The organism is Pseudomonas sp. JDS28PS106 (genome assembly GCF_036706555.1).
Lineage (GTDB): Bacteria > Pseudomonadota > Gammaproteobacteria > Pseudomonadales > Pseudomonadaceae > Aquipseudomonas.
This window is the reverse complement of sequence record NZ_JBAJGT010000019.1, coordinates 71,578-79,055: the sequence shown is the minus strand read 5'-3', so window position 1 is coordinate 79,055 and position 7,478 is coordinate 71,578. Positions and strand designations below refer to the sequence as shown.

Sequence of the window (7,478 nt, the reverse complement as noted above, 5' to 3'; positions counted from 1 at the left end):
TCCGCGGTGCGGCGATCGCCAGCAAGCTGGCTCCCACAGTTATTACGTCCGGCAACACGTCCATGTGGGAGGGAGCGAAGCTCGCGACGCAGGCAACGCGGTCCGTCAGAGACTCCGCGGTGCGGCGTCGCCAGCAAGCTGGCTCCCACGGGCTGGATTGCGCGCTCTTCAGGCTTCTCAGTCCCTTTTCGAGACCAGCGTCAGGTCGATGAACCAGCTCTGCGGCGGCACAACGCCGGACACCTTCGGCGAGATCGCGCGCGGCCCTACGTCGTGGGCGACATACAGGAACGGCGCTTCGTCGACGATGGCCGCGTTGAGCTTGCCCGCCGCGTCGTCCAGCGCCTTGGGGTCGAAGGAATTACGCACTTGCCCGATCAGACGCTCGACCTCGGGGCTTGCGAAATAGCCCCAGTTGTTGGAAACCGGCGGGAATGCCTTTTCACTGGCGAAGCGCACCATGCCGAAATACGGGTCCATCACCGCCGCGCTGACGTTGATGGCGTTGGCGCCTTGCGCGGCCGGGTCCTTGGCACCCAGACGCCAGCTGCTGAACAGGGTGTTCCATTCGGTCACTGCAATGTCGACGTCGAAGTAGCAGCCCTTGAGGCTCTGCTGGATGTACTCGTTCATCGGCAGCGGCTGCATCTGCCCCGAGCCCGAGGCGGACGTGAGGACCTTGACCTTGAGCGGCTTGCTCTGGCTGAAACCGGCCTCGCCCATGAGTTTCTGCGCGGCGGCCTGGTCGTATTTGATCTTGAAGGAAGGGTTGCCATACCACGGCGAGTCTTTCTCATAAGTCCCCGTGGCCTCCTGCATGTAGCCGCCCAGATAAGCCTTCAACTCGCTGCGATCCAGACACAGGTTGGCGGCCTGACGCACGCGTTTGTCCAGCCAGGGCGAACCTTCGGCGAAGGAAAACTGCCATGGCCAGAGGTGCGGCTGGGCGTTGGCGTAGAGTTTGAAGTCCTTGCTCTTGATCTGATCGATGGCGTCCGGCGCCGGCGCTTCGATCCAGTCCACCTGGCCGGACAATAGCGCGGCAGTACGCGCGTTGGCTTCGGGCAGCGGAATCAGCTCGACGTGATCGACCCTGGGCACGCGCTTGGCATCCCAGTACTCGGGATTCTTGTCCAGCACCAGCACCTGGCGCGGCACCATGCGATTCATCTTGAACGGGCCGGTACCCGAGGCGTGACTGGCGAAGGCGGTCCAGGCCTGCTTGGAGCGCTCGGCCGGATCGGTGACGGTTGCCGGCACCGCCGCAAAGTCTTTCTGCCAGGCCGCGGGCGATGCCATGAACAGGTTGGTCAGGTTATACGGCAGCACCGCATCCGGCTCGCTGGTGGTCAGCTCGACGGTCAGATCGTCGATCTTCTTTGCGCTGCGCAAGGTAGGCATGCGCGACACGGTCACGCCAATCTGGCCTGGCGCGTATTGCGGAGCCTGTTTGTCGAGCACCTTGTTGACGTTCCAGACCACCGCATCGGCGTTGAACGCAGAGCCATCGTGGAATTTCACGCCGGGACGCAACTTGAAGGTCCATTTCGTATGGTCGTCGGGATTGACCGTCCATTCAGTCGCCAGCCCCGGGATCAGGGCGCTGGGTTTTTCGCTCTGTGACAGGTCCCATTCCACCAGCGAGTCGAAGATCGTGATGCCGGTAAACCGGTTGCCTTCATAGCCCTGATCCGGCTGACCGTGGGTCAGCGGAATGTCCCCGGCGGTCATCGCGATCCGCAACGTGGTATCGGCCAGCGCGGCCAGCGGCGACAACGCGCCGATTGCCAGGGAGCAGGCCAGAGCCAGTCGGGTAAAGCTGCGTGCACGTGGTGCAAAAGCATGCGTCATGGCGAGTTTCCCATCAGTCCGGTGAAGAGAGCTGATAGCGCTAACGCAACGGCCATACCAACTTTTCACTTTGGAAAGACGGACGCTATTAGGGCTTTCGGAAAATCCTGCAAATTCAAAAATTTAAGTGCGGCAAAAAAATGCCGGAGAAATTTATCCAGACGTTTGGGTAGTGCTGCACAGGGCTTAGTGCAATCTTTTGGTACGTAGCGCTCCATCCTGGCCCGTCGGTTATAACGCGCGAGTCAAGCTGCTGAAACAGTCTGCGGGGCACGTTTGCGCTTAGCCAAATTACCGCCACACCCTGATAGAAAAATACATCACGCCGAACATCGACAGTGGCGCGCCCTCGCCTAGATTTGCCTGATGCAGTCCCGCCTCATCCACGCATTTATCAGGAGTGCGTATGGGTACTCTGGCTGACCTGTCGTCCCGTCGTGACAACCATTTCAACCTGATCCGCCTGCTGGCCGCTGCAGCGGTGCTGGTGTCGCATTCATTTCCGCTTGCCGGAGGCGAGGAAGCTGACGAGCCGTTGCGATCGGTGCTCGGGCTGACGCTGGGTGAGATCGCGGTGGTGACCTTCTTCTGTATTTCCGGCTTTTTCATTTCCATGAGCCGGGACCGCGCCCGAGGCTCGCTGGACTATGCCGCCGCTCGCTCGCTGCGGATCTTTCCGGGGTTGATGCTGGTGGTGCTGTTCAGCGCACTGGTGATCGGGCCGGTGTTTACGCAACTGCCGCTCGCCAGCTACCTGGCCGATCCCCAGACATATGGCTATGTGCTGAACAACATCACGCTGGTGCACATGCAGTTTCAGTTGCCGGGAGTGTTTGAAAACAATCCGTTCCCCGGCATCAACGGCTCGCTCTGGACGCTGTTCTACGAAGCGTTGTTCTATGTGCTGGTGGGCGTTGCTGGCGAGGTTGCGCTGTTCGAAGACAACCGGCGGTTCAGTCTGTTTCTGGCGGTTTATATCGCGCTCTATTTCGCCATCCGCTGGATGCAGAGTCAGACCGGTCTTCTGGAATCGGTGGGTCGGGTCGATGCGTTATTGCGGTGGAGCCTGCCGTTCGTGGTCGGCATGACCTTGTATCGCTTCCGTCGGCAGATTCGCTTGCGCAGCGTTTATGCGCTGCCGTTATTGGCAGTCGCGGCGCTGAGTCTGGGCCAGCGATATTTTTATGAAGCCTTCGTGTTGGCGTGGGCGTTTCTGACTTTCTACGTCGGATTCAGCGCTCGCCGCTTGCCGATCAGGCTCGGTGGGGATTATTCGTACGGGCTGTACGTGTGGGCGTTTCCGATACAGGAGATCTTGGCCTATACGCTGCCGGGCATTGGCCCTTGGCGCATGACCTTGATGGCGCTGCCCATCGCCTTGCTCGCCGCGGCGGCTTCGTGGCATTACCTGGAAAAACCCTGCATGGCGTGGCGCGGGCCGTTGTTGAATCGGTTGCAGGCGGGGTGAAGCGGAAGGAGGATCGCCAGCGAGCTGGCTCCTACAGGTCACGTGTAGGAGCCAGCTTGCTGGCGATTAATCAAGCTCAGATCGCCTGATCCCAAGGACGGTCGCCATGCTCGTCCTTGATGCGGGTCGGCAGGCCCATCACGTCCAGCAGCTTGAGGAACGGCTCGGCGGGCAGTTCTTCAACGTTGGCCATGTGCTTGACGTCCCACTCGCCCCGCGCGACCAGCAGCGCGGCGGCGACTGGTGGTACGCCGGCGGTGTAGGAAATGCCCTGGCTGTCGGTTTCGCTGTAGGCGTCGGCGTGGTCGGCGACGTTATAGATGAAGACTTCGCGAGCCTTGCCATCCTTGGTGCCTTTGACCAGGTCGCCGATGCAGGTCTTGCCGCTGTAGCCCGGCGCCAGCGATGCGGGATCGGGCAGCACGGCCTTGACCACTTTGAGCGGCACGACTTCCAGACCTTCGGCGGTCTTGACCGGCTGTTCGGACAGCAGGCCGAGGTTTTTCAGTACGGTGAACACATTGATGTAATGCTCGCCGAAGCTCATCCAGAAGCGCACGTTGGGCACGTCCAGGTTCTTCGACAGCGAGTGCACTTCGTCGTGACCTGTCAGGTACAGGTTCTGCGAGCCTACGACCGGCAGGTCGTCAGTGCGTTTGACTTCGAACATGGTGTTGCTGGTCCACTGGCTGTTCTGCCAGCTCCACACCTGTCCGGTGAATTCGCGGAAGTTGATTTCCGGGTCGAAATTGGTGGCGAAGTATTTGCCATGGGAGCCGGCATTGACGTCGAGAATGTCGATCGAATCAATGCGGTCGAAATGCTGTTGCTGCGCCAGGGCGGCATAGGCGTTCACGACGCCCGGGTCGAAACCCACACCCAGAATGGCGGTGACGTTCTTTTGCTGGCATTCCTCGAGGTGTTTCCACTCGTAGTTGCCATACCAGGGCGGCGTCTCGCAGATCTTGCCCGGTTCTTCGTGAATGGCGGTGTCCAGGTAGGCCACGCCGGTATCGATGCAGGCGCGCAGCACCGACATATTGAGGAAAGCGGAACCCACGTTGATCACGATCTGCGATTCGGTTTCGCGGATCACGGTCTTGGTCGCTTCGATGTCCAGCGCGTTCAGGGCGAAAGCCTGGATATCAGCGGGCTGTTTGAGGCTGCCCTTGGCCTTGACGCTGTCGATGATGGCCTGGCATTTGGAGATGTTGCGCGACGCGATAGCAATACGACCGAGTTCGTCGTTGTGCTGCGCGCACTTGTGGGCCACCACCTTGGCGACACCTCCTGCACCAATGATAAGTACGTTCTTCTTCAATTTCTTCATTTCTCCTATAACCGCCAGCTTACGACAGGCTGGACAGGTAATCTTCGAAGCCAAACTCACGAACCACCTCGACGCTGCCGTCGAGCTGTTTCACTACGATGGACGGCATTTTCAGGCCGTTGAACCAGTTTTTCTTGACCATGGTGTAACCCGCTGCGTCGATGAACGACAGCCGATCGCCGATGGTCAGCGGACGATCGAATTGGTATTCGCCGAAGATATCTCCGGCCAAGCAGGATTTGCCGCACACCATATAGGTGTGTTCGCCGTCGCTGGGCGCCAGCTTGGCGTTGAGGCGGTAGATCAGCAGGTCGAGCATGTGCGCTTCGATAGAGCTGTCGACGACGGCCAGGTTCTTGCCGTTGTACAACGTGTCCAGCACGGTCACTTCCAGCGATGCACTGTTGGTGATGGCCGCTTCGCCCGGCTCCAGATAAACCTGCACGCCGTATTTTTCGGAGAACCCCTTGAGCCGCGCGCAGAACGCGTCCAGCGCATAGCCTTCGCCGGTGAAGTGAATGCCGCCACCCAGGCTGACCCATTCGACGCGATGCAGCAGCTCGCCGAAACGCTCTTCGATGGTGGTCAGCATCTGGTCGAACAGGTTGAAGTCACCGTTCTCGCAGTTGTTGTGGAACATGAAGCCTGTGATCTTGGCCATCACAGCTTCGATCTTTTCCGGGTTCCATTCGCCCAGACGGCTGAACGGACGCGCCGGGTCGGCCAGCAGGTAATCGGAGCTGCTGACCTGCGGGTTGACGCGCAAACCGCGCACGGTGCCTTCGGTGGCATCGGCGTAGCGTTCGAGCTGGCCGATGGAGTTGAAGATGATCTTGTCGCAGTTGGCGATCATCTCTTCGATTTCATCGTCGGCCCAGGCCACGCTGTAGGCGTGGGTCTCGCCTTCGAACTTCTGCTTGCCCAGCTTGAGTTCGTACAGGGAGCTGGACGTGGTGCCGTCCATGTACTGCTGCATCAGGTCGAACACCGACCAGGTGGCGAAGCACTTGAGCGCCAGCAAGGCCTTGGCCCCGGAGTTCTCGCGCACGTAGGCAATCTTCTCCAGGTTTTTCAGCAGCTTCTGTTTGTCGATGAGGTAGTACGGCGTTTTGATCATTGCGCTGTCCGTAATAGGGGTCGGCCAACAGGAGTCCGCTGGCCTCCCGAAAAAAGCGGACGCGAATTGTGCCGATAACCGACGGCGACCGAAAGGCCATTGAGCATATTTTGTTCAACTGGATGGAGAAACAGTGCTGACCATGCCTATCAGGCATGACAAAGGCGTGACGGTTTTGCCTTATCGCCAGCAAGCTGGCTCCCACCTGGGGGGTAGGAGCCAGCTTGCTGGCGATCAATTGAATGGGCTCAATGGCGCCGTTCGTAGGTGCTGCGGTAATTCCCCGGCGGGACACCGAAGAAGTCACGGAATCTACGCTGGAAATGCGGCGTGCTGACGAAGCCCGTTGCCACCGCGATTTCGGTGACGGAGCGGTTGGTCTGTTGCAGCAACTGGCGGGCACGGGTCAGGCGCAGTTCAAGGTAATAGCGGGTTGGCGTCGCACCCAGAAATCGACAGAAACGCCGCTCCAGCTGCCGCTTGGAAATGTCGATGCAGTCCGCCAGCTCATCGATGGTCAGCGGCTCTTCGATGTTCTGCGCCATCAGCTCCAGCGCCAGCTTGAGGCTCTGCGGCAAGGTCGGATCGCTTTCGACAAATACCGGAGGCAGGTCCGGCGCATTGCCGGATTCATCGCAGCGCAACACTTCTTCGATGGCGCCGACCACCGCCTGCCCGCCGCTCTGGCGAATCAGTTCGAGCATCATGCGCAACGAACTGTTGGCACCCGCGCAACTCACCCGCCCGCGATCGACCACGTAAGGCCGTTTGGACACCGTCACTCTGGGAAAGAGCTCAGCCATCATCGCCCGTCCTTCCGGATGAAAGGCGCACTCGAAGCCATCGAGCAACTGCGCGTCGGCCAGAAAGAATGCGCCGTTCCACAATCCACCCAGCACCGCCCCGGAAGCGGCATTGCCTCGCAGCTTGCGCCGCAGCAGCGGCTCGGCCTGCAGACGGACCCGAAACCCGCCTGCGACGATGACCATATCCTGCTCGTCGTCCAGTTCGGACAGTTCGGCATCCGCGGAAATGACGATGCCCAGATCACTCGTGACCTGACGCCCCGAAACGCCAACGGTAATCACCTTGTACAGCGGCTCGTCGCTCATCAGGTTGGCGGTCACCAGCGCATCCACGGCACCGGTAAAAGACATCATGGAAAAATTGTCCATGAGCACGAACGCGACCCGAGCGGTGGCCTTGTCCGGCTTCACCGCCCAGCCCGGCCCGCGCCAGGCCATATTCTTGTTCTTGAGTACGCTCTCGAATGCGCTTGCCATGCTGTTTCTTCCACACCTGATAACCGCGAGCCTTCCGTGGGCGTCGTTGAACGCACTGTGGGGCAGGACAAGAGTATAAGGTCACCCGATGCGCAGAAGCGTAGGTGGTGATGATGCAGGCGAAGAAACCTGGCCGGATCGTTCAGGTATTACCGCAAATGCTTGTTATCCGAGCAGTACTGCCCCCACTCGGCGCTGGCCTGGGAGACGCGATCGCGGTAGCGGTCGTGCTCGGCCCATTCTTCCGGGGTGGCGGGATAGGGGGTGGAGGCCATGTGGTTGCGGTAGGCGTCGTAAGCGTCGGCGAACGCTTGTTCGAGCCGTTCGGCTTCGTCTCGGTACGGGCTGCTCATGAGGGTTCTCGCGGTGATGTTTCCAGAGCTATACCTCAACAGCATGTCATTCGCCACCTCGCTCGCGGTTGAGTCG

At 60.1% G+C, this 7,478-nt stretch carries 6 protein-coding genes; 1 reads left to right on the top strand and 5 read right to left on the bottom strand.

Annotated elements, in window-relative coordinates; genetic code table 11:
* Positions 1-177: 177 nt before the first annotated feature.
* The gene (locus TRP66_RS22060) at positions 178-1,851 is read right to left on the bottom strand and encodes an ABC transporter substrate-binding protein (protein WP_333407189.1); all 1,674 of its coding nucleotides are present in this window, start codon (positions 1,849-1,851) and stop codon (positions 178-180) included.
* A 406-nt stretch (positions 1,852-2,257) separates the two neighbouring features.
* Between TRP66_RS22060 and TRP66_RS22055 the strand changes: the two genes are divergently transcribed.
* Positions 2,258-3,319 carry an acyltransferase family protein gene (locus TRP66_RS22055; protein WP_333407187.1) on the top strand — a complete coding sequence of 354 codons (1,062 nt, stop codon included), beginning with the start codon at positions 2,258-2,260 and terminating at the stop codon, positions 3,317-3,319.
* Positions 3,320-3,395: 76 nt separating this feature from the next.
* Here the strand turns inward: TRP66_RS22055 and TRP66_RS22050 are convergent, their stop codons facing one another.
* The 4 genes from TRP66_RS22050 to TRP66_RS22035 all read right to left on the bottom strand — a co-directional run bounded on the left by TRP66_RS22050 (position 3,396) and on the right by TRP66_RS22035 (position 7,402).
* Complete coding sequence (locus TRP66_RS22050; protein WP_333407196.1) at positions 3,396-4,640, bottom strand: saccharopine dehydrogenase family protein; 1,245 nt, start codon at positions 4,638-4,640, stop codon at positions 3,396-3,398.
* Between the two features lie 28 nt (positions 4,641-4,668).
* Positions 4,669-5,766, bottom strand: coding sequence for a carboxynorspermidine decarboxylase (nspC, locus tag TRP66_RS22045; RefSeq protein WP_333407185.1), 1,098 nt, complete (start codon positions 5,764-5,766; stop codon positions 4,669-4,671).
* A 248-nt stretch (positions 5,767-6,014) separates the two neighbouring features.
* A complete protein-coding gene (locus tag TRP66_RS22040) occupies positions 6,015-7,049 on the bottom strand; it encodes a GlxA family transcriptional regulator (protein ID WP_333407183.1) in 1,035 nt (344 codons plus the stop codon).
* A 149-nt stretch (positions 7,050-7,198) separates the two neighbouring features.
* Positions 7,199-7,402 (bottom strand): hypothetical protein, encoded by a 204-nt coding sequence (locus TRP66_RS22035; protein WP_333407181.1) that lies wholly within the window; start codon positions 7,400-7,402, stop codon positions 7,199-7,201.
* Positions 7,403-7,478: the final 76 nt, after the last annotated feature.

Excerpts from the sequence above, each read along its gene's own strand:
- TRP66_RS22060 (WP_333407189.1), bottom strand. The coding sequence starts at position 1,851 with ATGACGCATGCTTTTGCACCACGTGCACGCAGCTTTACCCGACTGGCT.
- TRP66_RS22055 (WP_333407187.1), top strand. The coding sequence starts at position 2,258 with ATGGGTACTCTGGCTGACCTGTCGTCCCGTCGTGACAACCATTTCAAC.
- nspC (WP_333407185.1), bottom strand. The coding sequence starts at position 5,766 with ATGATCAAAACGCCGTACTACCTCATCGACAAACAGAAGCTGCTGAAA.
- TRP66_RS22040 (WP_333407183.1), bottom strand. The coding sequence starts at position 7,049 with ATGGCAAGCGCATTCGAGAGCGTACTCAAGAACAAGAATATGGCCTGG.
- TRP66_RS22035 (WP_333407181.1), bottom strand. The coding sequence starts at position 7,402 with ATGAGCAGCCCGTACCGAGACGAAGCCGAACGGCTCGAACAAGCGTTC.